The organism is Rhodopila globiformis (assembly GCF_002937115.1).
GTDB classification, from domain to species: domain Bacteria; phylum Pseudomonadota; class Alphaproteobacteria; order Acetobacterales; family Acetobacteraceae; genus Rhodopila; species Rhodopila globiformis.
In genome coordinates this window covers 115,859-141,358 of sequence record NZ_NHRY01000260.1, presented here as the reverse complement: position 1 = coordinate 141,358, position 25,500 = coordinate 115,859, and the positions used below count along the sequence as shown (strand labels likewise).

Here is a 25,500-nt window from a genome sequence, read left to right as displayed (position 1 = left end):
TGCGGATTGCATGTCGCAGACGACATCTTCGGCGGTCTTGCCGTCGGTTGCGGTCGTGGACATATTCTGCCACGAGCCCTTCCGGGGAAGCCGATCGCAAAGCGCCGGGACGGCAGGCACCGTCAGGAGTCCGATGAGCAACGCAGCAGCGGCTGCAACGTCTGACAGCGGAACGAACAAGTTGCTCGCGCAACAGATTGTCGGTGACGGTGTGCGGCGCTACTTCGCCGATCGGCGGCAGCGGGTGGAATGGTTCATCGACACGAATTTCTCGCTGCGTGGCGCGCTCGGGCTGCATCGCGCGGCGCTCGGCTGGGACATCCTGCGCGCGCCGTACAACCTGACGATGGCAGGGCCGCAGGTTGGCGTGCTGCTGGCCGGGCGGGCCGTGGAGAAGCTCGGTGCCCCACGAATCGGCCGGAAGATCGGCAAGGCACGGTTGACGGTGGAGACGGCGGTGGGCCGGGAACTCGCCTGGCGGATGCACGTGGGCCTGCTGGAACTGCCCTATCGCGACGGCGAGCGGGTGGCAACGAGGGATACGCTGGCCGAAACGATCCTGTCCGACGAACGGGTCGTGGCGACGCTGGCCCCGACCCTGGAAGCCATCGCGGCGCGCGGCGACGATCCGGCGTTGCGCAAGCGGATCGAGCACGCCATGATCGAATATACCCGCACCCGGGCGGCGGCGACCGAGATCACCACGGCGCTGATCACGCTCAGCAGCGGCGCGCTGGCGTTGCAGAAACTCACGCCGGGCGCGCTGGCGCTGGGCCCCACGCTGGCCGCGGCCATCGCGCAGCAAGCCGCGGTGACGTCGTTTCCGCTGGGTGGGGCGCTGGGATCGGTGTGGTATGGAATGTTCCCGGTCGCGCCCTCGGCCGCGCTGGTGGCGGGGCTGACGGGCGGATTGTTCGTCGCCTCGACGATCGTTTCGGCTTTCGCGGGCGTGGTAGCCGATCCGGTGCAGAAACGGCTTGGGCTGCACCGGTTTCGGCTGCAACGGATGCTGGATGCGCTGGAGCGGCAGATGCAGGATCCGGCCGCCCCCGGTTTCGCGGTGCATGACCATTACGTGGCGCGCCTGCTGGATGTTTTCGATGTCTCGACAGCGCTGCTGCGGGCCCTGGCGCGGTAGCGGCGCTTGCCGGTCATCAGGGCGCCGATATCCCGGCTGCAGCCGGAGAACACCCAACCCGACTCGCGGATGGGCGCGGCGATGCGGGGCGACGGCGCGGCCCCATGCGTATCAGGATAGGCGATCTGGCGGAGCAAGGTCTTCTCCCTATCGTCATGGCCGGGACAGGCCCGGCCATGACGGTGAGAGAACGGCCGCGGCACCAAATCCTTCTTCACCAGTCGTTTTATCCTGATACGCATGCGGCATGGCCCGCCCGCATTTTCGACAGCACAAAAACCTTGGCCCACAGAGTTTTTGTGCTACAAAAACCTATGGAGGTATCCCATGAGCACAAACGAAACGGATACTGCGCTTTACCGGCGCGACTTCCACGCCTGGGCGCAGCAGCAGGGTGCCCTGCTCCGGCGCCGCGCCGATGGTGCGCTGGTCAACGATTCGGCCCTGGATTGGTCACACATTGCCGATGAGATAGAAAGTTTGGGCCGCTCGGAAGAATCGACGCTGAGCAGCATGATCGGCACGATCATCGAGCACCTGATGAAGCTGCAGGCCTCGCCTGCGACGGATCCGCGCCGCGGCTGGATGGAGACCATCTTCCGCACGCGCAAAGCCGTCGCGCGGCATCTGAGGAAGAACCCCGGGCTGAAGTCGATGTTGGCGACCATGGTGACGGAGGAAACCCCCGACGCCCGGCAGACGGTGCTTTATGCGCTCGACCTGTATGGCAAGCAGCCGCGCCTCGACGTCAACAGCCTGACCTACTCCGCCGAGCAGGTGCTCGGTGAGTGGTATCCGCCGGACCAATGAAAGCAACGGCCATGACCGGCAAAGCGAAGCCGCGAGCCGCCCGTCGGGGCGGGCGACCGCGCCTTGAGTCACCCAAGACCCACATCAGCCTGCGGCTTGACGCAGCGATCGTCGCCACGGTGAAAGCCTCCGGCAAAGGCTACACCAGCCGCGTCGAGCAGGTGCTGCGTGAGGCGATTGCCGCGGGCGTGTTCGCCAGCCAGGAAACGCGGTAGATCGCGGCGACGCTTATCAGTATCGGAACGAACCCATGGCCCGCATGAGGCTTTGGTTTCTTCCGGTAACGGAAAGCTCGCTCTCAAGCCGGAACGACAACCCGCTTCGGTGGAAGCATCCCGGCCCGCAGGCGACTGATTGCAAATGAACAACGAACTGCCCTCCGACCTTGGCATGCCAACCCGGATCGGCGCTATACTCGCCGGTAGTTTCATGCGGGAGGAAAGCCGGTGGAGATCACACCGCTCGCCCGGACACCGTCCGGGGATTTCGTCGCCGAGGTCAGCGGCCTCGCGATCAACGCCCCTTTGTCAGCCGATCAGGTCGCCGCGATCGAAGCCGGCATGGACCGCTACGCCGTGCTGGTGTTCCGCGGCCAGCCCCTGACCGACGAACAGCAGCGTTCCTTCAGCCGCAACTTCGGAGACCTCGAAGCCGCCCTGATCGCCCAGATGTCGAAGCCCGAGGAGCAGCGGCTTGGGTCGGTGGAGATGGCCGACGTCTCCAACCTGACCGCATCCGGCGCCTTGCGCGGGCGGGACGACAACCGCCGCATGTATGCGCTTGGCAACCGGCTGTGGCATTCCGACGCCTCGTTCCGCGCCACCGGCGCGATCTATTCCCTGCTGTCGGCGCGTGTGGTGCCAGGCAGCGGCGGCGATACCGAATTCGCCGACATGCGGGCGGCGTATGACGCGCTGGACGACCGCACCAAGGCCGAGATCGAGGACCTGATAGCCGAGCACTCGATCGCCTTTTCCCGCGCCCAGCTTGGCTTCGCCGACTACGGCCCGGGCAACGAGGACAAGATCCGCCCGGTGCGCCACCGCCTGGTGCGGACGCACCCGGTCACCGGGCGCAAATCGCTGTACCTCTCCGCCCACATCGGCAGCATCGTCGGCTGGCCGGTGCCGGAAGCCCGCGCCTTCATCCGCGACCTGACCGAGCACGCGACGCAGCCGCAATTCACCCACGCCCACCACTGGCGGGTGCATGACCTGGTGATGTGGGACAACCGCACCACGATGCACCGCGCCCGGGCCTACCGCGATCTCGAGGAGGTCCGCGACCTCCGCCGCACCACCATCAAGGGCACCGGCCTGACCGCGGAGCAGATTCCCGCGCTGGCCGCTGAATAAGGAGTGACGTTCATGGCCATCACCATCAACGACCTGACGACCCACGGCTTCGCCGGCGAGGTCTCCGGCATCGACATCACCCAGCCGCTGACTCCCGCGCAGGCGGCGGAGCTGGAAGCCGGCATGGATCGCTTCGGCGTGCTGGTCTATCACGACCAGCACCTGACCGATGAGCAGCAGAAGGCGTTCAGCCGCAACTTCGGCAACCTGGAGCAAACCGCCGGCGGCAACATCACCAAGGCCGCGGACCGCCGCCTGGATCCGGAAATGGCGGATGTCTCAAACCTGGACGTCGACCACAAGCCGCTGGAGCGGGACGATCGCCGCCGGCTGTTCAATCTGGGCAACCAGCTGTGGCACTCCGACAGCTCGTTCCGGGCGATCCCGGCGAAGTATTCCATCCTGTCGGGACGCATCGTCGTCGATACAGGCGGCAATACCGAGTTCGCCGACATGCGCGCCGCCTATGACGCCCTGGATGCACGCACCAAGGCCGAGATCGAGGACCTCGTCTGCGAGCATTCGCTGATCTTCTCGCGCGGCACGCTTGGTTTTACCGAGTTGTCAGAGGACGAGAAGCGGATGTTCACCCCGGTGCGCCAGCGCCTGGTGCGGACCCATCCGGTGACCGGGCGGAAGTCGCTCTACCTGTCGTCGCATATCGGCACCATCGTCGGCTGGCCGATGCCGGAGGCGCGCGCCTTCATCCGCGACCTGGCCGAGCACGCGACGCAGAGGCAGTTCACCTATTCCCACAAATGGCGGCAATGGGACCTGGTGATGTGGGACAACCGGGTCACCATGCACCGGGTGCGCCGCTTCGATGACACGCAGGTGCGCGACATGCGCCGCACCACCGTCGCGGGCGACAGCATGACGGCCGAGCAGCTCGCCGCCTGAGAAGGGCGGGTCGTGTATCCGGGCAGCAGCGCTACCGCATGCACAAACCTCGGAAACGATCCGTCACGGCCGAGCCGCATACGCGCTACAGCAGACCGCAGGTTAGTTGGGACGCAGACGGCCTGTCTTCATCGTCATGGCCCGGCTTGTCCGGGCCACCTATTCCAGCACGTGTGCCGCGACAGGTGGCCCGGACAAGCCGGGCCATGACGAGTGAGGTGCACCGTCGCCCTGTCCCAACCGACCTGCGGTTTGCTGTAACATAAAGGGGAACAGGGCGCGGCCGCCGCCCCTGTCGTTATGGCCGGGCGTGTCCCGGCCATCCACCCCCCACCCTCGTAGCGCGGATGGCCGGGACACGCCCGGCCATGACGGAGAGGCAATGGACCCGGCCCTGTCTCGCTATGTCAGCGCCTATGCGGACAAACCGGAAACCCGGCGCCCGTCCTCAGCCGTTGGACAGGTTGGCGGTCTTGGTGCGCAGGCTGGCCGCCAGCGCCTCGGCGCCGCCACGCGCCAGCAGGCGCCGGAAGTCCGAGCGCTGCACGGCGACGCGACTGACCGAGCCGTCCGCCAGCACGTCGACCGCATGCCAGCCGTTCTGGCCCTGGCGCATGACGTAGTCCAACTGGTGGCCCGAGCCCCTGCGGGGAATGATCTGGGTCTGCACCACTTGCTCACCATTGCCGACCGGCCTGGTGTCCGGCTTGATCACGAAGCGCTGGCCGTCGTACTTGTCGAAGCTGTTGACGTAGGAGGCCACCGTGTAGCGGCGGAAGGCCTGCATCAGCATGTCCTGTTCGTTCGCTGGCAGGCTGGCCCAACGGGGACCGACCGACTCCTTCAGAATGGACTGCAAATCGAATGTCCGCTCGACGATCGGCTCCAGCGTGTCGAACCTTTGCTGGAATGGCGTTCCCGGCCCCGCCTTCATGATCGTCAGCAAGCCATCAACCAGTTGCTGGACTGGTTGAATGATCGGGTCATTCTCCGCTGCATGCGCAGGCAGGCCGGCAACGACAACCAGGGCCGCGGTCGCAGCCAGCAGGCTGCGCCGGCGACAGTGAACGATGTGCATCAGGCAGATCCTTGTCCTACCGAATATCCAAACGACGAGTCTGGCCTGATCTTGTAACGCGGCCTGACATCATCCAGATACATGCTTCCTGTTGCCTCCCATGCACGCCTGCCAGGAATTCGCGAAGACACCGGTTTGTGAGGGCTGGTGTGCTTGAACGGCGTCCGGTTCATTGGGCTGGTGAAAAATCATGGCGTTGTTAGCGGGAGACTTGGCTTGACACTTGCCACCAGGGCGTTGTCCATCATCGACAGGGCTGCCGATTTCCTCGGCCTGCTCGACCGCCCGTTCGATCCAGATAGGCTTGTTCGCGCGGCCCGCAACAGGACCGGTCTGCAGGATTTCGGCGACACGTCGTTCATCGGGCCAATGAGCCGGCTGCTCGACTCGTGCCGCCGCGAATCGGCCCTCAGCGTCGTCGGGCGCAGCGCCACGCGCTGGGACGTTGTGCGCTTCCTGTCCAACCTGTTGCTGCTGCAGGAAGCTTACGCGCGGACTCCGGACATTGCCGCGCAACCGATCACTCAACCGATTTTTATCACCGGCCTGCCGCGCAGCGGCACCACTTTCCTGCATCGGCTGATGCTGACGGACGCGGGCAACCGGGCGCCACTGGTATGGGAGACGATCTATCCTTCGTCGGCCTCGGGCAGCCGGGACCAGCGCATCGCCCGGGTCGCGCGCCAGTTGAAGGCGTTCGACCGGCTGGCCCCGACCTTCCAGGCGCTGCACCCGCTGGAGGCAACCTCGCCACAGGAGTGCAGCGAAATCAACGCGCACGTGTTCCGCAGCCTGCGATTCGATACCACCTACCATATTCCGTCCTACCGGGACTGGCTGGATGCCGATGTCGTGAACAACCTGCCGGCTTACCGGTTCCACAAGCGGTTCCTGCAGTTCCTGCAGCACGAGGACGGAGTCGCGCGGCAGTGGGTGCTGAAATGCCCGGAACACCTGTTCGCGCTGCAGGTCATCCGCTCGGTCTACCCGGACGCCAGAATCGTGTTCGTGCACCGTGACCCGGTGAAGGTGCTGCTGTCGCAATCCGAACTGACCGAGGTATTGCGCCGCCCGTTCACCCGCCGGCTGGATCCCCTGGCGCTGGGTCCGCACGAAAGCCGCCGCTGGCTGGACGGGACGCAGCGCATGATCGCCATCGCCGACGACGCCGGGTTCCCGGACCCGGTCTGCCACGTCCACTACATGGACCTGATCACCGACCCGGTCAGCACCGTGGACGGCGTTTACCGCCATTTCGGCATGACCCTGTCGCCTCAGGCCGCCACAGGGATCGAGGAGTACGTCGCTGCCAGGCCGAGGGGCGGATATGGCGACCACCGCTATTATTTCGAGGACCATGGACTGGATGAAGAGCAGGAACGGGCCAAGTTCCGCCCCTACATGATCCATTTCGGCGTAACCACCGAGGCCGTGACACGCCGTCCGGCGAAACCGGCTCCGACACCAAACGCCGGGGCTGGCGAACGCACGCTGCAGGCCTGATTGCTGCCGGTCTTCCCGGCGCCGCGTCCCGAGCCAGCGGAATGTCCCCGCGCTCACGGTCGCACGGGGAGGCCGGGGACAGCCTGGCGTGTCGGTGGCATTGCGTCATGAGCGCGGTAGGCGCGCCTCACGTGCATGGTAGTTGGCCAGCCGGCGGCGCCGGCACCGCTATGGCGGAAAATGGGCGAGGTCGGTGCCACCTCGTCATGGTGGGCGCAGGCCCACCATCCACGCCTTCTGCTGGTACCGGCATCGCAAGGCGTGGACGGCGGCCCTGCGGCCGCCATGACGGCGGGGCCAGGCGTCCGGAACCGTATTTTCATAGGAGTGTCGTTCGACAGGGGCTGGATTTTCCCGGGCGTCCGGTATCCGTCATGGCCGGGATGTTGACGCCTGCTTCCGGGCGGGCCTGCGCCCCATTGGCGTTAAAATAGCGTGGCGGCGGCACGATGCCTGCCATTCCGTCATGGCCCGGCTTGTCCGGGCCACCTGTCGCAGCACAGTGCTGGAATAGGTGGCCCGGACAAGCCGGACCATGACGAGGAGGTAACAGCCAGCCCTATTTTAACGCCAATGGGGCCTGCGCCCGCCATGACGCGAAGAGGCCGGTGCCTTGCACCCAATGCCGTGGTTATTCGTGGGCGGGCCTGAAGCGCCACGGCGTTGCCGCCGCTGCGGGCGATGCCGGCTGCGCGGTAAAATCTTGCTGGTTTGCCGAACGGCACTTGCCGGGGCCTCATCATGCCTGCGCCACAGCGAACGGGCTTCGCCATGCACAGGCTGAAACCGATGGTGACTGCGATCCTGGCAGCCGGCGTGGGCCTGGGCGTCGTGGCCTGTTCAACCACCGACCCGACGCCGTCGTCCCGCTATGACGGCCGGTATGCCGGAACGCGCCTGTCGGATCGGAGTGACGTCTGCGGCATCCCCCGGCTGCATGGAAGCACCTCGGCCCGCATCATCCACGGCCACGTCGCGATGGACCTGTTCAGCCCGAAGACCCGGATGACCGGGACCGTGGGCGCGGACGGAACGGTCAGGGCCTCGGGTCTCTGGCGCAATCCGACCGGCGGGTTCCCGGGCATGACGATCCTGACCGGAAAGATCAGCGACAACGAGCTGACCGGGACAGCCAGCGATTTCCGCTGCCATACCGATGTCCGGCTGCGGCGAATTGTGGCGCCTCGCGGCCGTTCGGCTGCGGCCGGGAGAACCCGGCATCCGCGGGCCGAGTGATATCGGCGGCTTGTGGGGGCGGCAAGGATGCGCGGGGTTGGCGGAGCGGCCACGATCGTTCTCTCGCGGTCATGGCCCGGACAGGCAGGCACTGGCGTTCAGATAGCGGCCGCCATGACGGGAAGAGGCAGCCTGCCGCCTGTGCCTCTATCATAACGCCCATGCCGAAAAGCCGGGCTATGACGACGGATCGGGTTCGTTCAGGCGGAACCCCGCTTCACTCCCGCCGCGACAGCCGGACCAGCGCGGGGTGGTCCGGCTGCGTGGTGACGATGGCCAGCGGCAGCACCGGCCGCGTGTCGGTGCGGCTGACGCGGTAGCGGCCGATCAACGAGGCCAGGACCAGCACGGCCTCGGTCATGGCGAACTGGGCGCCGACGCAGATCCGCGGCCCGGCGCCGAACGGCATGAAGGCGAAGCGCTCGGGCGGCTTGTGGTCGGGCATGAAGCGGGCGGGATCGAACGCCTCGGGCTCCGGCCACAGCGCGTAGTGCCGGTGCAGCACCCAGGGCGCGATCATCACCAGCGTCCCGGCCGGCAGCTCGATGTCGCCGATTCGGTCGTGGGTGATCGTCTCCCGCACCAGGGTGAAGGCGGCGGGAAACAGCCGCAGGGTCTCGTTGACCACGGCCCGGGTGCGCACCAGGTCCGGCAGGATGCCATGCGCCGTTTCCGGTTCGATCGCGACGGCGGCGGCTTCCCTGGCGATGAGCTGCTGTTCCTCGGGCGCTTCGGCCAGCAGGATGGTGGCCCAGAACAGCGTGACCGCGGTGGTTTCATGCCCCGCCACCAGCAGGGTCGCCACCTGGTCGCGCAACTGGGCGGGCGAGAAGCCGACGCCGGTGTCCGGGTCGCGCGCCGCCCGCAGCAGGTCGAACAGGTCGCGTGGCGTCTCCGGCGGCGGCATCGCCAGGCGCGCTGCCATGATGGTTTCGATCAGCCGCATCCAGCGGCGCTGGAACCGGCGCCGCGCCAGGTCGCGCCACGTCGGGATGGACGGCGGCAACAGCATGTCGAGCAAATGCGGCCTGGCGTAGCTCTCACCGAACTCCGTCAACATGCGGCGCAACGCGGCGCCGTACTGGTCCACCTCCATCGAGAACATTGAGCGCCCGGCGATATCCAGCGCCAGCCGCTGCATCGTGGCCAGCAGATCCATCGGCTGGCCGAGCTGCGCGTCGAGCCGCGCAATCGCCCGTTCCGTCGCCGCAACCACGTGGCGGGCCAGCATCGGCATCACCCGCGGTCCCAGCGCCGGCGCGATGGTGCGGCGCTGCAGCTTCCACGCCTCGCCCTCGCTGAGCAGAAGCCCCTCGCCGACAATCGGCCGCAGGATGCGGATCGAGGCGGGCGAGCGCCGGAAATTGCCGGGATTGCCGACGAGCACGTGATGGATGGCATCCGGCGTGTTCACCAGGACCGTGCTGCGTCCGCCGAATTTGCGGGTGATGCTGTCCTGGCGATAGGCCGCCTGGGGGAACATCTGCAAGGCGTTGGTGCGCACCGCGCGCAGGAAGCCGCGTGTTGACAAGGGGGCGGCCGGGGCCGGTGGCACGGGCGGGCGGATCAGGGTTGCCGACATGCCGACCATGATACGCGCTTCCGCCGGTTCCGCCTATTCGGCGGCGCGCGTCGCGGGCGTGAAGGCCGGAACGATTGCCCGCTGCGCCGGCTGCATCGGCTTCGGCCACCACCGATGCTCCCACTCGGCATAGAAGTTCTTCAGTGTGGGCATGACCTTTTCCGCGAACATCCGGGTGTTGAAGCGGGTCAGGTCCTTGTTCATGTTGCCGAACTGCAGCAGCAGCATCAGGTTGCCGACGTTCAGGTTCTCGGCCAGTTCGACGATCTGTTCCGTCACCTGCTTCGGCGTGCCAATCAGGATGTAGCCGGCGTCGACAAGGTCCTGGATTTCCGTCGGCCGCGCCATCGAGCGGGCCGCGGCGGCGCTGACCTGGCTGGTCAGGCCGAACCGGATCGTTGCTTCAGTGGAGTAGCCGGGCGGCGCGGCGAAGCGTGGATCGATGTGCAGGCAGCGGCCGAAGAAATATTCGGCGGCATCCCGGTACATCTCCATGGCCTGGTCGCGGCTTTCCGCCACCGCGACGGTCTGGGCGAAGCCGGCGCGGTAGGGATTGCGGTCTTTTCCAAGACGATCCATCTCGGCCCAGAAACCGTCCATCGTTGCTTTGCCGACTTTGTGGCCGAAATAGGAGAGGTAGCAGTAGACGTAGTCTTTTTCGGCGCACCATTGCCAGGTCTCGATCGAGCCGCCGCCCGGGATCCACACGGGCGGGTGCGGCTGCTGCACCGGGCGTGGCCAGATGTTGACGTAGCGCTGCTGGTTGTAGCGGCCGTTGAAGGCGAAGGTGTCCGTCTCCTGCCACGCCTTCATCACCAGGTCGTGCGCTTCAAGATAGCGTGCCCGCAGCTGGCTCGGGTTGGTGCCGTAGGCGAAACAGTCGTCCATCGGCGTGCCGACCGGAAAGCCGGCGATCAGCCGCCCGCCGGAGATCACGTCGAGCATGGCGAATTCCTCGGCGACGCGCGTGGGCGGGTTGTACAGCGCCAGGGAGTTGCCCATCACGCAGATCGTTGCGTCCCTGGTGCGGCGGGCCAGCGACGCGGCGATCAGGTTGGGCGAGGGCATCAGGCCGTAGCCGTTGGAATGATGCTCATTGACGCAGATCGCGTCGTAGCCGCAATCGGCGGCGTATTCGAGCTCATCCATGAAGTCGTTGTACATCAGGTGCGCGCGCTTCGGGTCGAACAGCGAGGAATGGATGTCGACCCAGACCGAAGGATGCTTCTGCTTAAAATCGTCCGGAAGCTCGGTATAAGGCATCAGGTGAAACCACATGAGCTTCATGGCGCGCTCTCCCTCCCCCCACGGCGGCTACCGGTCGGTAGCATCTTGGCAACTTAGTGGGGCGGGAGCCGCGATCAAGCGGTCATTTTCCCGGAGCGATCGGCTGTTGCTGCGTTCCCTGCGCCGGGCTCGGCTTGGCCGTGGGCTTCGGCCGCGGATGGGGGGAGGACGGGCCGGTGATGACGTCGAAATCGAAGCTGCTGCGCGACATGTCTTGCTCCTGGGTTGTTGACCGGAGGCGCCTCCCTGTCGGCGGATTTCGTAACGAATGCTTCGGAAAAACGAAAGCCGCCGTAGTGAGGCGGCTTCGGGTCTAGCTATGGGTGCACGATCCTAGGCCGCCGTTGCATACCGGCGGTACCAAAATCGCGAGTCTTTCCGCATGTGGACCATGGCGCGCTTCATAGTCTCTGCGCGCCGGTGCCGCAAGACCGAAAAACAGCGCCGAATGCAACTGGAAGTGATGGCCGACCGGGTAAAACCGCGCCTCGACCCGGCGATTGAAGGGGCGCCCGGCGCAAGAGCGGGCGGAAGATTTGAGGAGAGGACGATGAAAAAAGCAAGTCTGCTGAAGGCCACCTGTGCGGCGGCCATGCTGGCCGCGGCGCCTGCGTTGGCCCAGACCAGCACCGGCACGGCCAACAATTACGGCACCAACGGCCAGTGGGCGGCGCCGGCGACGCAGAACGCGACCACGGGCTCCTACGCCAACGAGATCGGCGGCCAGCGCTACGACAACGCTAGCCAGAGCTACAACGTCCCCCGGGGTCTGAGCACGTGCTACAACGCCATCCACGATCGCAGCCTGTTCGACAACAGCGCCGGCAACGGCCCGGTTTGCGGTGATGCGGCGGTGCATCGCCTGAACCAGCGCAGCTATGAGGCAGCGCAGCAGGGCGAGAATTTCCGCGCGATCCTCCGCGGCAATGGATGACAATGGCCTGTCCGGCGCATCGACCGGATCTGGCAGCATGAATGACATGCCGGGCGGGTACGATGCCGGCGCTTCAATCAACGACGACAGCGGAATGGGCGCCGGCTTCCCGACCGGCAGCAACCAGTAACGCCACCGGTCCGAAGGGCCACCGTTCAGTTGCGGCCAGGGTTTTCACGAGCCACCCGAGCCCTCCAGGATCGAGAACGCCGAGATCAGGAAGCCGAAGCGGTGCAAGGCGCCGCCGGGCATCGCCTGCACCGGCCCCTTGCCGCTCCGGCCGGCCTTTCTTGGAGGAAGCGCTTCGCTGCCCGGCATCGGCTGTGCCTGGGCATGGCTGCGCCTGGGTATGACGGTCCTGCCGGGAGGGGCTTCGGGGTCTTGCTCAAGGTGCAGGATTTTGAGCCGCCGTTGCGTAACGATGGTGCCAAAGTCGTGAGGTCTGTAACTGATGAGGCCAGGCGCGCCGCAAGACGGTGCAGATCTGCATCGCAAGAGCCAGAAAATGCCTAAGCGCAAGTGGAAGTGATGCCGGGCAAAGGGCAAACCGTACCACATCTTTGGCATCGCCGGGATAAACTGGCGTGCGACATGTGCGACATGAAGGAGAGGACAATGGCACAAGCAAGTCTGCTTACCGCGGCGTGCGCGGCTGCGTTGCTGGCCGCCGCGCCGGCGCTCGCCCAGAATGCCACGACGCCAGGGGAAGCCGCGCCTGGCGCCGCGCCCGCGACCCAGGGAATGCCCGAGGCGACGCCTGGCCAGACAGGCCAGACCAGCGCGCCATCCCACCCGGGCTGGCGTGGGCACCGCAGTACCTCGCGTTCGCAGGGCGCCTTCTCGCGTAACCGCGGCTCGACGGGGCCGAATGCGCAGAACGCGGAAGTCGATCGCCTGAACCAGCAGAGCTATGAGGCGGCACAGAAGGGCCAGAACTTCAACGTGCCGGGTGCGGGCGGCATGTCCACCGCGCCCAGCGGGGGTGGCAGCATGAACGACATGGGCGGCGGTTCCATGGGCGGCGCTCCGGCTGGTGGCGGAATGGGCGGCGCTCCCGCTGGTGGCGGCGGAATGGGCGGCGCTCCCGCTGGTGGCGGCGGGATGGGTGGCGCGCCAGCCGGCGGTGGCGGCGGCGGCGGTGGTGGCGGCAACATGTAACCACCCGGGCGGCGCCGCGTCCGTCGGCGCCGCTCGTCGCTTCGCTGAGCCGGACGGGCCGGAACAGCTGATCCGCCGGGGCCGGCGCACCGGGCCTCCGCGTCATGGTGGGCACACCATGCCGGATGCCCGGGTGTACGGCGTGCGGGCAGGGCATGGCCGGTCACGATGTCCCGTCCCCGGGGAATTGGCGACCGCCAGCAACCCGGTTAGGCTTCCTCCAAACCATAAGCCGGAGGAGGCCGATCGATGAAAGCCGCGGTGTTTCACGAACCGAACCAGCCCCTGACCATCGAGGACGTGGAAATCGAGAAGCCGAAGCGGCGCGAGGTGCTGCTGCGCACCGCGTATGCCGGGCTCTGCCACTCCGACCTGCATTTCATGGAAGGCCTGTATCCCTATCCCACGCCCGCGGTGCTGGGGCATGAAGGCGCGGCCGTGGTCGAGGCGGTGGGCGAGGACGTCACCTACGTCAAGCCCGGCGACCACGTGATCACCTGCCTGTCGGTGTTCTGCGGCGAGTGCCCGCAATGCATGACCGGCCATCCCAACCTGTGCGAGAACACCGAGGTCAAGCTGCTGCCCGGCGCCGCACGGCGGCTGAAGTGGAAGGGCGAGGTGCTGCACCAGGCGTTCAACCTCTCGGTCTTCGCCGAGCAGATGGTGGTGCACGAGCACGCGGTGGTGAAGATCAATCCGGAGATTCCGCTCGACCGCGCCGCCCTGGTCGGCTGCGGCGTCATGACCGGCGTCGGCGCGGTGTTCCACGCGGCGAAGGTCGAGCCGGGCAGCACGGTGGCGATCCTGGGCTGCGGCGGCATCGGCCTGTCGGCGGTGAACGGCGCGGCGCTGGCCGGCGCGGCACGGATCATCGCGGTGGACACCAACCCGTCGAAGCTGGACCTGGCGAAGCTGATGGGGGCGACGGACACGGTCAACGCCTCGAACGTCGACGTGGTCGCCACCATCAAGGAGATGACCGGCGGCGGGGTGCCGTATTCGTTCGAAGCCATCGGCCTGAAGCAAACCGCCGAGCAGTCCTTCGCCATGCTGCGCCCCGGCGGGGTGGCGACGATCATCGGCATGATCCCGCTGGGCACCAGGATCGAGCTGCACGGCGCCGATTTCCTGCGCGACAAGAAGATCCAGGGCACCAGCATGGGCGGCAACCGCTTCCGCGTCGACATGCCGCGGCTGCTGGAGATGTGGCAGCAGGGGCGGCTGAAGCTGGATCACCTGATTTCCGGGAAGATCAGCCTGGAGCAGATCAACGAGGGCTTCGCCATGCTGAAATCCGGCACGCCGGTGCGCAACCTGATCAACTTCGGCGTGGCCTGACGCGGGCGAGCGGCCTGTTCCCCCATCGTCATGGCCCCGACAAGCCCTGACGGTGGGGGCCACGGCCGCGACAAATCGTTTCCGGGATCTGTGCATCCCGCAGGGACACGCCTCATAGTTATCAGGATAGGACGTCCGGCGGAGCAAGGTCATCTCCTTATCGTCATTGCCGGGTGTGTCCCCATTGGCGTTAAAATAGGGCTGGCTGTTGCCTCCTCATCATGGCCCGGCTTGTCCGGGCCACCTGTCGCGGCACAGTGCTGGAATAGGTGGCCCGGACAAGCCGGGCCATGACGGAATGGCAAGCATCGTGCCGCCACGCTATTTTAACGCCAATGTGGGTGTGTCCCGGCCACCTGCGCTTCGACGGTGGGGGGTGGATGGCCGGGACACGCCCGGCCATAACGGTGAGGTAACGGACCGGGCGCCAAATCCTTCTCCAACCGTCGCCCTGTCCTGATACGCATGGGGATACGCCCGGCCATGACGGCAAGGTGACGACCAGCGCCTGCGAAACCACATTTTCACAGGAGCGTTCGCGCCGCTCATTCCGGGGACGCCGTTAAGAACTGGTTAACGTTTTGCCGTCATAGCTGCCGCTCGACGGAGGCAGGCATGGCAGGCAAGCGCGACAAGAAGGGTTCCGGCAGCGGGATCGTCATCAGGCGAGAGGAAATCGTGGAGGGCGGCCACCACGGCGGCGCCTGGAAGGTGGCGTACGCCGACTTCGTCACCGCGATGATGGCGTTCTTCCTGCTGATGTGGCTGCTCAACGCAACGACCGAGGAACAGCGCCGGGGGCTGGCGGACTATTTCAGCCCGGCCAACCTGATGTCGCACGCCTCGTCCGGAACCGGCGAGCCGTTCGGCGGGCACACCCCCTTCGACAAGGGCGAGATGGTATCGGACCGCGGCGCCGTCCAGGTCGTCCAGGGCGCGCAGCCCGTGGTGGAACGCACCAAGGATGGCAACGACCGGGTGATCACCGACTATCACCCGTCCTACACCGGCGACGGCGTTGGACAGAAGCCGGCCGCCGAAGACCTGGCCGCCGAAGACCTGGCCGCCGAGGACGGTGCCGCACGGATGGCCGGGTCGGCAGCCCAGCGCCAGGCTGCGGACCAGCCCGCCTCCCCAGCTGGGCAACCCGATGGCGCGGCCGATCGGCGTTACCAGACGCCGGCGGAGCAGGAAGCCGAACGGGAACGCCTGGAGAAAGCCGCGTTCGAGCAGGCGGCGCAGCAGATCAGGGATGCCGTGCGCAGCGATCCCGCCCTGGCGGTGCTGGCAAAGCAACTGGCGATCGACATGACACCCGAGGGGCTGCGGATCCAGATCATGGACGAGGTCAAGCTGCCGATGTTCCCCACCGGCTCGTCCGCGCCGAACGAGCGGGCACGGCTGCTGCTGCAGAAGATCGTGCCGGTCCTGCTGAAGCTCAGCCAGCCGATTTCGATCGCCGGGCACACGGACGCGGCCCCGTTCCCGGGGCCGGACCGGACCAACTGGGAACTGTCGGCCGAGCGGGCCAACGCCACGCGCCGCCTGCTGGTGGATGACGGGCTGCCGGAATCGCGGATACGGTCGGTCACCGGACTGGCGGACCGCGAGCCGCTGCTGCCCAACGACCCGCTGGCCGCGGCGAACCGGCGCATCGCCATCCTCGTGCTGCGCCAGATGCCGCAGGCGGCGGCACCGGAGGCTCCGGCGGCTACGGCAGGGACACAGCCGGCCGGGCCTTAGGCCCGCGCCCCGGACCCGCGCCATGCTGACCATCGGCGGCCTGGTCTTCCTGTTCATCTGCGTATTCGGCAGCTACCTGGCCTCGGGCGGCAGCATGGCGCCGCTGATCGAGGCCGTGCCGTTCGAGATGTGGACCATCGGCGGCGCCGCGATCAGCGGTTTCATCATGTCGAACAGCCTGCACGACGTGAAGCACACGCTGGGCGGGCTGAGCAAGGCGATCAAGGGCGCGGCGTTCCGCAAAGCGGACTACATCGAGCTGCTGAGCCTGCTGTACTTCCTGGTCCGGCTGGCCAGCACCAAGGGCGCCATGGCGCTCGAGCCGCATATCGAGAAACCCGCGGACAGCAAGGCGTTCCAGCGGTTTCCCAAGATCCTCGCCAACCACCACGCCAGCACGATCATGTGCGACTATCTGCGCATGGTCGGGATGAACGCAGACGATCCCAACCAGATCGAGGACGTGATGGGCCGGGAACTGCGCAAGACCCTGGCCGAGGAATTGCACCCGTCGCACGCCTTGCAGACCATGTCGGACGGGCTGCCGGCGCTGGGGATCGTCGCGGCGGTGCTGGGCGTGATCAAGACCATGTCCCACATCGACCAGCCCCCCGCCATCCTGGGTGCGATGATCGGCGGCGCGCTGACCGGAACCTTCCTCGGCGTGCTGCTGGCCTATGGCATCGTCGGCCCGTTCGCGACCCGGATGAAGGGCATCGCGGAGGAGGAGTCCAAGTACCTGGAGGTCATCCGCGCCGTGCTGGTGACGCACCTGCACGGCAACGCGCCGCAGGTCAGCGTCGAATCCGGCCGCAAGATGGTGCCGAACGAACACATGCCCAGCTTCCAGGAACTGGAGGAGGCCCTGCAGGCGCTCGACATATAGTGACCCGCGGACCCTTGCGTCCGTCGCAAGCCTGCATACAGTCGCATTCAATGAGGCGGGGCGTCGTATTCCTGATCGGTCTGTTGTTGCCGTCCGCGGCGCTGGGGCAGGCGCCGCCTGCCGTCCATGCCAGCTACGCCACGTATGCCGCCGGCCTGGAGATCGCCCATGTCGAGGCCGGCGTCAGCATGGGGCCGCGGGATTACAGCATGGACCTCGCCTATCGCACGACCGGCATGGCCGGGTTCCTTTTCCACGGGCACCAGTACTACGAGGTGCAGGGCGTCTGGTACGGAATGAGGCCCATGCCGAACCATTTCGTCGGCCAGGGCACCTGGCATGGCCGGGAGCGCCTGACCGATATCGCCTATGAGCATGGGCAACCCAGGGTGCGCCGGCTCCTGCCGACCGACGACGACCCGCGCGAGCCGGTTCCGGAGACCCTGCAAAGCAATTCGATCGACATACTCAGCGCGCTGATGGAGCTGATCCGTTCCGTCGGCAGCACCGGCCGTTGTGATGCCACGGTGCGCACCTACGACGGGCGGCGCGCGGTCGAAATCGAGGCGCACACCGTCGGCCAGGAGGAACTGGCGCCCAGCCGGCGGTCGGATTTCTCCGGTAGCGCGCTGCATTGCAGCTTCTCCGGGCACATGGTCGCGGGCTTCAAGATCGACGGCAATCGCGCGCGTGAGGCGAAACCGCTGCACGGCTCGGCCTGGCTTGCGCCGGTGGTGGCCGGCGGGCCGCCGATACCGGTGCGCATGAGTTTCGAAACCCGCTGGTTCGGCGACGCCACGATGGAACTGACCGGGGTCAGGAAAAGCCGGGATGCGGCGCTCGCCCGCGGGAGCGGGTAGGGCGGTCTTCCGCCCGATGCGCACAGGCCGACACACCCGGGGCTCACCCTTATGGGTATCAGGATAAGACGACGGCCTGGGAAGGATTTGGCGCCGCGGCCATTCTCTCTCCGTCATGGCCGGGCGTGTCCCTACGCAATGCACACATCCTGGAAACGAGTGGGAAATGACCGTAAAATCAAGTGCTTGCCTGGGCGCCAAGCGCCAAGAGCGTTCCCCCATCGTCATGGCCCGGCTTGTCCGGGCCACCTGTCGCGGCACGAGTGCTGGAATAGGTGGCCCGGACAAGCCGGGCCATGACGAAAGGGAAACGCAGCGGCGGACCGTTTCCGAGATCTGTGCATCCCGTAGGGCGTGTCCCGGCCATCCACCCCCCACCGTCGAAGCGCAGATGGCCGGGACACGCCCGGCCATGACGATACGGAGAAGCCCTTGCTCCGCCGGACGCCCTATCCTGATACGCATGGCCTTCACCCCGGCAGGTCGCCCAGCCGGAACGCATCGGCGATCCGCCGCACCCGGCCGGCGGCGTCCACCAGCAGGATATCGAAGCGGACGCCATTGACGCCCCAGTCCGGATGCTCGCCCAGGATGATCTCGCAGGCTGCCAGCAGCCGGTTCTGCTGCCGGACACCCAGCGCCACCGCGGCCTCGGCCAGGGTGGGGCGGGACTTCACTTCTATGATCGCAAGGATGCCGGCCTTTTCCGCCACGGCGTCGACCTCGCCGGCCTTGGTGCGGACACGCCGGGCCAGGATGGTCCAGCCGTCGTCCCGCAGCGCCGCGCATGCGATCTCCTCGGCGGCCAGGCCGCTGGCATAGGCAGTCACATCTCTCCGGCGGCCGATCGGCATTGGCTGATGATGGCCGCAGAGGCTTAACATTTGGTGAATCCGCCACCACGCCGGCGGCCTGTGATCTGCCCGGCAACGCCTTATGTACCGCAGGCAGCAACCAAGGACTCCACCATGGCCGCAGCGGAAAACCTGCTGAAGCAGGAAACCTCGCCCTACCTCCTGCAGCATGCCGGCAACCCGGTGCACTGGCGCCCCTGGGGCCAGGCGGCGCTGGATGAGGCGAAGGCGGCCAACAAGCCGCTGCTGGTCTCCATCGGTTATGCCGCCTGCCACTGGTGCCACGTGATGGCGCACGAATCGTTCGAGGACCCGGAAACAGCGGCGCTGATGAACGCCCTGTTCGTCAGCATCAAGATCGACCGCGAGGAACGCCCGGACATCGACCGCATCTACATGGCCGCGCTGCACGCCATGGGCGAGCAGGGCGGCTGGCCGCTGACCATGTTCGCCACCCCCGACGGCACGCCGTTCTGGGGCGGCACCTACTTCCCGCCCGAGCCGCGCTGGGGCCGACCCTCGTTCCGCCAGGTGCTGCAGGGCGTCGCTGACGCATTCCATGCTGGCGCCGACGCGGTGACGCAGAACTCGCAAGCCCTGAAGGACGTCCTCGCCCGCCAGGCGACGGCGTCCATCGGTGCGTTGCCCGGTCCGGCGCAGCTCGACGCCGTGGCGCAGGCCTATCTGCGGATGACCGATCCCGAGCAGGGCGGCCTGCGCGGCGCCCCGAAGTTCCCCAACCCGCCGATATTCCGCTTCCTGTGGCAGAATGCCTTCCGCACCGGCGACCCGGCCGGGCAGGATGCGCTGCACCTGATGCTGCAGCGGATGTCGCAGGGCGGCATCTACGACCACCTCGGCGGCGGCTACGCCCGCTATTCCACCGACGCGGTCTGGCTGGTGCCGCATTTCGAGAAGATGCTGTACGACAACGCCCAGATCCTCGACCTGCTGGCACTGGCCCACGCCCACCGGCCCGACCCGCTGTACGCCGAACGCGCGGCCGAAACCGTCGGCTGGATGCTGCGCGACATGACGGCGCAGCGGATCGACGGCAAGGCCGCCTTCGCCGCCTCGGAAGACGCCGACAGCGAGGGCGAGGAAGGCCGCTTCTACGTCTGGACCCGGGCCGAGGTGGACGCCCTGCTCGGCGCCGGGGCCGCGGCGTTCAAGCGCGCCTATGACGTGACGCAAGGCGGCAACTGGGAGGGCCATACGATCCTCCGCCGCGTCACCCCGCGTGGGACGCCGGCGGAGGAGGCAGCCTTGGCACAGGCCCGTGCCATCCTGTTCCAGGCGCGCGAAAAGCGGGTCCGCCCCGGCTGGGACGACAAGGTGCTGGCGGACTGGAACGGCTTGGCCATCGCCGCCCTGGCCCACGCCGCCGCGGTGTTCGCGCAGCCCGCCTGGCTGGAGCGGGCGCGCGAAGCCTTCGCTTTCATCCTGGCCACCATGCGCGCCCCCCACGGCGGCGTCGCCCACGCCTGGCGGCTGGGGCGCGTCACCGCCGCCGGGATGATCGACGACCAGGCCGCCATGGCCCGCGCCGCGCTGGCGCTGCACGAGGCAACCGGCGACCGCGCCTACCTGGCGGATGCGCTGAGCCTGGTCGAGGCGGCGCAGAACAGCTTCGCTGACGGGCACGGCGGCTACTACACCACCGCCGCCGATGCCGCCGACGTGCCCCTGATCCGTCCGCGTACCGCTGCCGACGACGTGACTCCGGCGGGAAACGGCATGATGGCGGAGGTCTTCGCGCGCCTGTACCACCTGATCGGCGATCCCGCCTGGCGCTCGGTCGCCGAGGCGGTGATGACCGCGTTCTCCGGCCAGCCGGACCAGCTTGCCGGTATGCCGACGCTGCTGGCCGCGGCGGACCTGCTGGAGGAAGCCGCGTGCGTCGTGGTCGCGGGCGATCCGCCGTCCGGCGCGCTGGCCAGCGCCGCCTTGCAGGCGCCTGATCCGGCCGTCGTGGTGACGCGGGCAGCCGAGCCGGGCAGCCTGCCGGCAGGGCATCCCGCCCACGGCAAGACGGCTGGCGCAACCGGATCGGTTGCGTATGTCTGCCGTCGTAGCGTGTGCGGGTTGCCGGTTGATGATTCCAAGGCGCTGCGGCAGGCTCTGGCCCGTCGCGCCTGATATCTGGTGCCTGAAGTTCCGATACGTTGGCACCGGCCTCTCATCGTCATGCCGGGGGCAGGACCCGCATCCAAGCCTGCGTCTGCATCAACGTGGCAAGGTGCGGATGGCCGTCCCTTCGGCCGCCATGACGGGTGTACCATTCGTGCCGCCCATCACGTAGCCCCCCATCAAGCAAAGGCCACACCAGCATGGACCGTCCTGCCGCCCCCGGCCCGACTCAGGCGCCTCCCCAGACGTCACCGGCCGATCGGCCGGTGACGGTGGCGGGCGGGCTGGCGGCGCTGGGGATCGTCTATGGCGACCTGGGCACCAGCCCGCTCTACACCTACCAGACGATCGTCGGCTCCGTTGGCGGCCGTCCGTCCGCCGCGGATGCGCTCGGGTTGCTGTCGCTGGTCGTCTGGGCGCTGATCATCACGGTTTCCATCAAGTACAGCATCTTCGTCATGCGGGCCGACAACCACGGCGAAGGCGGCATCCTGGCGCTGATGGCCCTGGTCAGCCGATCGGCCGGGCGGGCGGCGGTGGTGCTGGTGCCCGCAGGCCTGTTCGGCGCGGCGCTGATCTACGGCGACGGGATCATCACGCCGGCGATCTCGGTGCTGAGCGCGCTGGAGGGCGTCAGCGTGGCGACCGGCGCGCTGAAGCCCTACGTGCTGCCGGCTGCTCTGGTGGTCCTGCTGCTGTTGTTCAGCGGCCAGGTGCGTGGGACGGCCAGCATCGGCCGCGTCTTCGGCCCGGTCATGCTGCTGTGGTTCGTGGTCATCGGCGCGCTCGGCCTGCTCAGCGTGCTGCGCCATCCGGAGGTGGCCCGGGCACTCGACCCACGGCTGGCGATCCAGGTGATGGTCGCGCATGGCTGGCACAGCTTCATCGTCCTGGGCGGCGTGTTCCTGGCGATCACCGGCGGCGAGGCGCTGTATGCCGACATGGGCCACATCGGGCGGAAGCCGATCCGGGCGTCGTGGTACGGGATCGTGCTGCCGGCGCTGCTGCTGTGCTACGCCGGCCAGACCGCGCTGCTGCTGGCGGACCCCGGCCTGCAGGGCAATCCGTTCTTCCGGCTGGCCCCCGTCTGGGCGGTCGTGCCACTGGTGGTGCTGGCGACCGGCGCGACGATCATCGCCAGCCAGGCGATCATCACCGGGGTGTTTTCGCTGACCCGGCAGGCGATGCAGCTCGGCTGGTTTCCCGGGCTGAACATCCGCCAGACCTCGGATCAGGAGTACGGCCAGATCTACGTGCCGGTGGTGAACTGGACCATGATGGTCTGCACCCTGGCCCTCGCCTTCACGTTCGGCAGCTCCGAACGGCTTGCCGGGGCGTACGGCACCGCCGTCTCCACCACCATGCTGCTGACCACGGCCCTGCTGTTCAATGCGATGCGCGACGTCTGGCGCTGGCCGGCGCCGCTGGCGCTGCTGCTCAGCGGCGTGTTCCTGGCGATCGACCTGGCCTTCTTCGGCGCCAACCTGCTGAAGCTGCGCGAGGGCGGCTGGATTCCGCTGCTGTTTGGCGGGCTGCTGTTCCTCGTCATGACCACGTGGCGGCGCGGCATGGAGGCGGTGCATCGCTCGCCGGTGAATCAGCCCGAGTCGGCAGCGGCATTCCTGGCGGACCTGAAGACGGGCAGGATCGCACGCGTGCCCGGTACGGCCGTGTTCCTCAGCCGCAGCGACAACGTGGTACCCCCGGTGCTGGTCAGGCATGTCGCCCAGATCAAGGCGTTGCAGGAAATCGTGGTCACGTTGACCGTGCGGTTCGAGGAATATCCGCGCGTTCCGCTGTCGCAGCGGGCCGAGATAAAGCGGCTCGGCGACGATTTCTGGCATGTCACCGTGCGGTTCGGTTTCGTCGAGATACCAAATCTCGCGGCGGCGCTGGCCTGCGCGCGGGAGCAAGGCTGCCCGCTCAAGCTTGACGACGCCGTGTATTTCGCCGCGCAGGACGAGGTGGTGCGCAAGGCCGATCGGCCGCGGCTGCCGGGATGGCGGCGGATGCTGTTCGCGGTGATGTACCGCAACGCAGTGCGGGCGCCGGATCGTTTCGACCTGCCAGCGGAGCGCTTCCTGGAGGTCGGGCAGCAGATCGCGCTGTAAGGGCGGGACAAGGCGGTCGGCAGCGGCGCGAGGTCGTCTCCCCGCCGTCGTGTCTGGGCGGGTAGGCGCTACAGCAGACCGCAGGTCGGTTGGGACGCACAGGTGGCCTGTCCTCATCGTCATGGCGGCTACCCGGGACAAGCCCGGGCACAGGCTCCGGGCCGCCATCCACGCCTTGCGGTGCAGGTATCGGCAAAAGGCGTGGATGGTGGTTCTTCGCCCACCATGACGGGGTAGCAACGGCCGTGCCCTGGCCATAGCGGAGCCAGTGAAGACCGCGTCCTGTTAGCGAAATATTAAGCATTTCCGCGATACCACGATGGTCTTCATCACCCGTCGGCGGACCAGCGGCGTCCGGCCGCGAGCAACAAAGGCTGATCACCGCGGATGCCTGACAGCCCAACGGATCTCAGGAGCGAGGCGCCCGTCGCCAGGCCGTCCCGCCCGGACGGCCCACCCGGGGCATGGCAGGACAGCCTGCCCGGATTCCTGGCGGTCATTCGTCAGCGCCGCTGGACGCTGCTCGCGACCAGCCTGCTGGTCCCGCTCTGCGCCGGCCTGATCCTGCAGCAGGTCACCCCGCTCTACACCGCCACCGGCGAACTGATCTACCAAGCCAGCGACTACCAGAACGCGGCGCGGCAGGAGCCGATCACCGAGGCTGTGATGGCCAGCCAGGCCGAGGTGCTGCAAAGCCTGCGCATTGCCCAGCGTGTCGCCGAACGCGGCAACCTGTTTGCCGATTCGATCTTCAACGCCTCGCTGCGACCGCCGGGGCCATTGCATCGCGCCTGGGCCACGCTGACCGCTCTGCTCGGGCTGGAGGACGACGAGGCGGTCACCCCGGTCGGGCCGAGCCGGAATCGCAGCATTGAGCTGACGCTGCTGGCTGTCCAGGCCGCCCTGCATGCCGCGCCGGTGAAGTTCTCCCACGTCCTGCAGGTCACCTTCACCGCCGGCGATCCCATCGTCGCCGCGAACGGCGCCAACAACGCGATGGACGCCTATATCAAGGGCCTCTACGCCGATCGGCATCGCAAGGTGGACGAGGTGAAGAGGCAGTTCGAGGACCAGGCACGGACGCTGCGCGAAACCGTGCGGCAGGCGGAGGAAAAGATCGCCCAGTACCGCGCCAGCCACGCGCTGAGCCAGGGCATCCACGCCGGCACCGACACCGAGCAGATCACCCGCCTGCTGGAGGCGCTCGACACGGCGCGCGCCGAACTGGCGGGCGCCGACGGCAAGCTGGATGCGGCGCGCGGCCAGCGCGGGGCCGCCGCCCAGGCCGCGGTGGCGCCGTCGGTCGTGCAGTTGCGCGCCCAGCAGGAGCGCCTGGCGGCAGAACTCCAGGCCGTACAGGGCCGCCTGGGCAGCGCGCACCCCGAGGTCCAGGGGCTGAACCGCCAGCTTGCCGAAGGCCAGCGGGCGGTGGCGGCGGAAACCGCCCGGGTGGTGGCGTCGATCGAGGCGGACCAGCACGCCGCGGCGGAACGCGTCCGGTCGCTGGAAGCCGCGCTGCAGGATACCGAAACGGCCGCCGAGCGGGCAGCGCGCGAGCAGATCCCGCTGAACGCCATGAACCGCGACCTGGAGGCCGCGCGAACGCAGCTGCAGTCGGTGCTGGACCGGACGCAGCAGGTCGCCCACCAGACCTGGATCGAGTTCCCGGAAGCGCACGAAATCTCCCAGGCGATCCCGCCCGAGCGTCCCAGTGCGCCGAAGACAATCCCGATCCTGGCGGCGGCGAGCGCGGCGGGCGTCTTCATCGGCCTGCTGCTGGTCTATATCCTCCACCTGACCGACGACACGATCCACAGCGGCGACGAACTGCGGGCGATGACCGGGCTGCCCTGCTACGCCGCGATCCCGCAGGTCGGCCGGCGGGCGCTCGGGCATCTGGCGATCGACGAATACGCCACGCGGCGGCCGCTGACCGCCTTCGCCGAGCACATCCGCTCGGTGCGCGCCGCCCTGTCCCTCTCAGCCGATCGGCCGGTGGTGGTGGCGGTCACGGCCGCGCGTCCGGCCGAAGGCAAGTCCCTCCTCACCGTTTCGCTCGGCCGATCGGCGCAGCTCAGCGGGGAGCGGGTGCTGGCGGTCGGGTGCGATGTCCGGCAGCCTGTGCTGCAGCTTGCCTCCGCCCGCGGGCCGGTCGCGGGTCTGCTGGACATCCTGCGCGGCACGATCGACTGGCAGAGCGTGGTCCAGAACGATCCGTTGACCGGCATGCATGTCATTCCGGCGGGCAAGCCGGGCGGGGACGTGGCGGGCTTCTTCCTGTCGGAGGACATGCGCCGGCTCCTGGCCGACGTCCGTGCCAGATACGACCTTGTGCTGCTCGACGCGCCGCCGGTCGAGGTGGTGACCGACGCCCGCATCGTCGCGGCGCTGGCCGATGCCACGCTGATGTGCGTGCGCTGGCGGTGGACCTGCCGGGCCGAGCTGCATCACGCGCTGGACGTGCTGTACGACTCCCGCGCCAGGGTCATCGGAACGGTACTGACAAGAGTTGATCCCCGTGCGCATCTTCGCTCCGGTTCGCCGGATGCGGGAATGTATCATCGCCGCTACCGGGCTCATGACAGGGGGTAGTGGAT

At 67.6% G+C, this 25,500-nt stretch carries 22 protein-coding genes; 16 read left to right on the top strand and 6 right to left on the bottom strand.

Annotated elements, in window-relative coordinates; all coding sequences use genetic code 11:
• Positions 1-133: 133 nt before the first annotated feature.
• From CCS01_RS28245 to CCS01_RS28225, 5 genes are all read left to right on the top strand, one after another.
• Positions 134-1,138: a DUF6635 family protein gene (locus CCS01_RS28245; protein ID WP_146102004.1), complete on the top strand. Its 1,005-nt coding sequence runs from the start codon at positions 134-136 to the stop codon at positions 1,136-1,138.
• Between the two features lie 327 nt (positions 1,139-1,465).
• A complete protein-coding gene (locus tag CCS01_RS28240) occupies positions 1,466-1,948 on the top strand; it encodes a DUF29 domain-containing protein (RefSeq protein WP_158258654.1) in 483 nt (160 codons plus the stop codon).
• An 11-nt stretch (positions 1,949-1,959) separates the two neighbouring features.
• Complete coding sequence (locus CCS01_RS28235) at positions 1,960-2,163, top strand: BrnA antitoxin family protein (protein ID WP_158258653.1); 204 nt, start codon at positions 1,960-1,962, stop codon at positions 2,161-2,163.
• A gap of 231 nt (positions 2,164-2,394) precedes the next feature.
• On the top strand, positions 2,395-3,303 hold the full coding sequence (locus CCS01_RS28230) for a TauD/TfdA dioxygenase family protein (protein WP_204848456.1): 909 nt from the start codon (positions 2,395-2,397) through the stop codon (positions 3,301-3,303).
• Positions 3,304-3,315: 12 nt separating this feature from the next.
• Complete coding sequence (locus tag CCS01_RS28225) at positions 3,316-4,203, top strand: TauD/TfdA dioxygenase family protein (RefSeq protein WP_104522102.1); 888 nt, start codon at positions 3,316-3,318, stop codon at positions 4,201-4,203.
• Between the two features lie 448 nt (positions 4,204-4,651).
• Here CCS01_RS28225 and CCS01_RS28220 read toward each other — a convergent pair whose 3' ends face one another.
• Complete coding sequence (locus tag CCS01_RS28220) at positions 4,652-5,281, bottom strand: ABC transporter substrate-binding protein (protein WP_104522101.1); 630 nt, start codon at positions 5,279-5,281, stop codon at positions 4,652-4,654.
• Positions 5,282-5,497: 216 nt separating this feature from the next.
• Here CCS01_RS28220 and CCS01_RS28215 point away from each other — a divergent pair, with 216 nt between their 5' ends.
• Positions 5,498-6,784, top strand: a complete 1,287-nt coding sequence (locus CCS01_RS28215) for a sulfotransferase family protein (RefSeq protein ID WP_146102003.1) — start codon at positions 5,498-5,500, stop codon at positions 6,782-6,784.
• Between the two features lie 789 nt (positions 6,785-7,573).
• Positions 7,574-8,020 carry a hypothetical protein gene (locus tag CCS01_RS28210; RefSeq protein ID WP_104522099.1) on the top strand — a complete coding sequence of 149 codons (447 nt, stop codon included), beginning with the start codon at positions 7,574-7,576 and terminating at the stop codon, positions 8,018-8,020.
• Positions 8,021-8,237: 217 nt separating this feature from the next.
• Here the strand turns inward: CCS01_RS28210 and CCS01_RS28205 are convergent, their stop codons facing one another.
• The 3 genes from CCS01_RS28205 to CCS01_RS35800 all read right to left on the bottom strand — a co-directional run bounded on the left by CCS01_RS28205 (position 8,238) and on the right by CCS01_RS35800 (position 11,100).
• On the bottom strand, positions 8,238-9,611 hold the full coding sequence (locus tag CCS01_RS28205) for a cytochrome P450 (RefSeq protein ID WP_104522098.1): 1,374 nt from the start codon (positions 9,609-9,611) through the stop codon (positions 8,238-8,240).
• Between the two features lie 24 nt (positions 9,612-9,635).
• Positions 9,636-10,889, bottom strand: coding sequence for an LLM class flavin-dependent oxidoreductase (locus CCS01_RS28200; protein ID WP_104522097.1), 1,254 nt, complete (start codon positions 10,887-10,889; stop codon positions 9,636-9,638).
• 82 nt (positions 10,890-10,971) lie between these two features.
• Positions 10,972-11,100 (bottom strand): hypothetical protein, encoded by a 129-nt coding sequence (locus CCS01_RS35800; RefSeq protein ID WP_275112977.1) that lies wholly within the window; start codon positions 11,098-11,100, stop codon positions 10,972-10,974.
• Positions 11,101-11,280: 180 nt separating this feature from the next.
• On the opposite strand from CCS01_RS35800, the gene CCS01_RS28195 reads away from it, so the two are divergent.
• Entirely contained in the window at positions 11,281-11,823 is a 543-nt protein-coding gene (locus tag CCS01_RS28195; RefSeq protein ID WP_146102002.1) for a hypothetical protein, read from the top strand.
• Positions 11,824-11,997: 174 nt separating this feature from the next.
• On the opposite strand, the gene CCS01_RS34020 is transcribed toward CCS01_RS28195, so the two are convergent.
• Positions 11,998-12,141, bottom strand: coding sequence for a hypothetical protein (locus tag CCS01_RS34020; RefSeq protein WP_158258652.1), 144 nt, complete (start codon positions 12,139-12,141; stop codon positions 11,998-12,000).
• A 297-nt stretch (positions 12,142-12,438) separates the two neighbouring features.
• Here CCS01_RS34020 and CCS01_RS34470 point away from each other — a divergent pair, with 297 nt between their 5' ends.
• The 5 genes from CCS01_RS34470 to CCS01_RS28170 all read left to right on the top strand — a co-directional run bounded on the left by CCS01_RS34470 (position 12,439) and on the right by CCS01_RS28170 (position 17,808).
• A complete protein-coding gene (locus tag CCS01_RS34470; protein WP_193540175.1) occupies positions 12,439-12,981 on the top strand; it encodes a hypothetical protein in 543 nt (180 codons plus the stop codon).
• A gap of 249 nt (positions 12,982-13,230) precedes the next feature.
• Entirely contained in the window at positions 13,231-14,319 is a 1,089-nt protein-coding gene (locus tag CCS01_RS28185; RefSeq protein WP_104522095.1) for a Zn-dependent alcohol dehydrogenase, read from the top strand.
• Between the two features lie 615 nt (positions 14,320-14,934).
• A complete protein-coding gene (locus tag CCS01_RS28180; RefSeq protein WP_104522094.1) occupies positions 14,935-16,062 on the top strand; it encodes a flagellar motor protein MotB in 1,128 nt (375 codons plus the stop codon).
• Positions 16,063-16,084: 22 nt separating this feature from the next.
• Positions 16,085-16,948, top strand: coding sequence for a flagellar motor stator protein MotA (gene motA / locus CCS01_RS28175; RefSeq protein WP_104522093.1), 864 nt, complete (start codon positions 16,085-16,087; stop codon positions 16,946-16,948).
• A gap of 83 nt (positions 16,949-17,031) precedes the next feature.
• Positions 17,032-17,808 carry a DUF3108 domain-containing protein gene (locus CCS01_RS28170; RefSeq protein WP_158258651.1) on the top strand — a complete coding sequence of 259 codons (777 nt, stop codon included), beginning with the start codon at positions 17,032-17,034 and terminating at the stop codon, positions 17,806-17,808.
• Positions 17,809-18,278: 470 nt separating this feature from the next.
• Here CCS01_RS28170 and CCS01_RS28165 read toward each other — a convergent pair whose 3' ends face one another.
• Positions 18,279-18,638 carry a YraN family protein gene (locus CCS01_RS28165; RefSeq protein ID WP_239992432.1) on the bottom strand — a complete coding sequence of 120 codons (360 nt, stop codon included), beginning with the start codon at positions 18,636-18,638 and terminating at the stop codon, positions 18,279-18,281.
• Positions 18,639-18,776: 138 nt separating this feature from the next.
• Here CCS01_RS28165 and CCS01_RS28160 point away from each other — a divergent pair, with 138 nt between their 5' ends.
• The 3 genes from CCS01_RS28160 to CCS01_RS28150 all read left to right on the top strand — a co-directional run bounded on the left by CCS01_RS28160 (position 18,777) and on the right by CCS01_RS28150 (position 25,495).
• A complete protein-coding gene (locus tag CCS01_RS28160) occupies positions 18,777-20,801 on the top strand; it encodes a thioredoxin domain-containing protein (protein ID WP_104522090.1) in 2,025 nt (674 codons plus the stop codon).
• 191 nt (positions 20,802-20,992) lie between these two features.
• Positions 20,993-22,903 carry a potassium transporter Kup gene (locus tag CCS01_RS28155; protein ID WP_104522089.1) on the top strand — a complete coding sequence of 637 codons (1,911 nt, stop codon included), beginning with the start codon at positions 20,993-20,995 and terminating at the stop codon, positions 22,901-22,903.
• Positions 22,904-23,290: 387 nt separating this feature from the next.
• Positions 23,291-25,495 carry a GumC family protein gene (locus CCS01_RS28150; RefSeq protein WP_104522088.1) on the top strand — a complete coding sequence of 735 codons (2,205 nt, stop codon included), beginning with the start codon at positions 23,291-23,293 and terminating at the stop codon, positions 25,493-25,495.
• Positions 25,496-25,500 lie beyond the last annotated feature (5 nt).

Bases quoted from the DNA above. Each gene is read 5' to 3' on its own strand.
- CCS01_RS28185 (WP_104522095.1), top strand. From the start codon at position 13,231: ATGAAAGCCGCGGTGTTTCACGAACCGAACCAGCCCCTGACCATCGAG.
- CCS01_RS28205 (WP_104522098.1), bottom strand. From the start codon at position 9,611: ATGGTCGGCATGTCGGCAACCCTGATCCGCCCGCCCGTGCCACCGGCC.
- CCS01_RS28225 (WP_104522102.1), top strand. From the start codon at position 3,316: ATGGCCATCACCATCAACGACCTGACGACCCACGGCTTCGCCGGCGAG.
- CCS01_RS35800 (WP_275112977.1), bottom strand. From the start codon at position 11,100: ATGTCGCGCAGCAGCTTCGATTTCGACGTCATCACCGGCCCGTCCTCC.
- CCS01_RS28235 (WP_158258653.1), top strand. From the start codon at position 1,960: ATGACCGGCAAAGCGAAGCCGCGAGCCGCCCGTCGGGGCGGGCGACCG.
- CCS01_RS34470 (WP_193540175.1), top strand. From the start codon at position 12,439: ATGGCACAAGCAAGTCTGCTTACCGCGGCGTGCGCGGCTGCGTTGCTG.
- CCS01_RS28160 (WP_104522090.1), top strand. From the start codon at position 18,777: ATGGCCGCAGCGGAAAACCTGCTGAAGCAGGAAACCTCGCCCTACCTC.
- motA (WP_104522093.1), top strand. From the start codon at position 16,085: ATGCTGACCATCGGCGGCCTGGTCTTCCTGTTCATCTGCGTATTCGGC.
- CCS01_RS28180 (WP_104522094.1), top strand. From the start codon at position 14,935: ATGGCAGGCAAGCGCGACAAGAAGGGTTCCGGCAGCGGGATCGTCATC.
- CCS01_RS34020 (WP_158258652.1), bottom strand. From the start codon at position 12,141: ATGCCGGGCAGCGAAGCGCTTCCTCCAAGAAAGGCCGGCCGGAGCGGC.
- CCS01_RS28195 (WP_146102002.1), top strand. From the start codon at position 11,281: ATGGCGCGCTTCATAGTCTCTGCGCGCCGGTGCCGCAAGACCGAAAAA.
- CCS01_RS28200 (WP_104522097.1), bottom strand. From the start codon at position 10,889: ATGAAGCTCATGTGGTTTCACCTGATGCCTTATACCGAGCTTCCGGAC.
- CCS01_RS28245 (WP_146102004.1), top strand. From the start codon at position 134: ATGAGCAACGCAGCAGCGGCTGCAACGTCTGACAGCGGAACGAACAAG.
- CCS01_RS28155 (WP_104522089.1), top strand. From the start codon at position 20,993: ATGGACCGTCCTGCCGCCCCCGGCCCGACTCAGGCGCCTCCCCAGACG.
- CCS01_RS28220 (WP_104522101.1), bottom strand. From the start codon at position 5,281: ATGCACATCGTTCACTGTCGCCGGCGCAGCCTGCTGGCTGCGACCGCG.
- CCS01_RS28240 (WP_158258654.1), top strand. From the start codon at position 1,466: ATGAGCACAAACGAAACGGATACTGCGCTTTACCGGCGCGACTTCCAC.
- CCS01_RS28150 (WP_104522088.1), top strand. From the start codon at position 23,291: ATGCCTGACAGCCCAACGGATCTCAGGAGCGAGGCGCCCGTCGCCAGG.
- CCS01_RS28210 (WP_104522099.1), top strand. From the start codon at position 7,574: ATGGTGACTGCGATCCTGGCAGCCGGCGTGGGCCTGGGCGTCGTGGCC.